We start from the raw sequence: 845 nt of genomic DNA on the forward strand, positions 1-845 counted from the left end.
ATGCTGGTCGTGCGTCACGTGCACGGCGGTGATGCGCAGCCGGCGCAGCAGGCCGGCGAGCTCGCTGCGCACCGATTCCTTCAGCTTGGCGTCGAGCGCGGTCAGCGGCTCGTCCAGCAGCAGCACGCGCGGCTGCACCGCCACGGCACGGGCGAGCGCGACACGCTGGCGCTGCCCGCCGGACAGCTGCGCCGGCCGGCGCTGCTCCAGGCCGTTCAGGCGCACCAGGTCGATCAGCTCGCCGACCCGGCGGCGCACCTGCTCGCGCGGCAGGCGCCGGATCGCGAGGCCATAGCCGATGTTGGCTTCGACGCTCATCTGCGGGAACAACGCATAGTGCTGGAACACCATGCCGACGCCGCGGGTCTCGATCGGGCGCCGGGTCACGTCCTCGTCGTTGAAGCGGATGCTGCCGCCGGCGTCGGGCGCGACGAGGCCGGCGATCACGCGCAGCAGCGTGGTCTTGCCGCAGCCCGAGGGGCCGAGCAGTGCCAGCACCTCGCCCGGCTCCACCTGCAGCGAGGTGGCCTGCAGCGCTGGCGCGGCGCCGCCGTAGGTCTTGGCACAGCCGAGCACCGCGATGCGGGTCGGGGCGGAGGGTTCAGGCAGCGGAGCCATGTTTTCTTTCGATCCGGTGGGCCACCGCCTGCATGCCCCAGAGCACCGGCAGGATGACGAGGAAGAACAGCAGCGTGTAGGCCGAGCCGATCTCGATGCGCATCGACGCATAGCTGTCGGCCAGGCCCACCGGCAGCGTGCGCGTGAGCGGCGTGTGCAGCATCCAGGTGAGGTTGAACTCGCCCATCGACAGCGTGAACACCATCAGGCAGCCGGCGACGATGGAC

Annotated in this window: 1 protein-coding gene and 1 pseudogene; both read right to left on the reverse strand. The window is 71.1% G+C overall.

Annotation, left to right across the window (positions count from 1 at the left end; all coding sequences use genetic code 11):
• A partial coding sequence (locus AC1D12_RS34415; RefSeq protein WP_477845537.1) for an ABC transporter ATP-binding protein occupies positions 1-618 on the reverse strand: 618 nt, incomplete at its 3' end.
• A pseudogene (locus AC1D12_RS34420) lies at positions 602-845 on the reverse strand (ABC transporter permease); the annotation flags it as partial. The gene AC1D12_RS34415 and the pseudogene AC1D12_RS34420, both read right to left, overlap by 17 nt.

This window comes from Rhizobacter sp. P1_G5 (assembly GCF_056405435.1).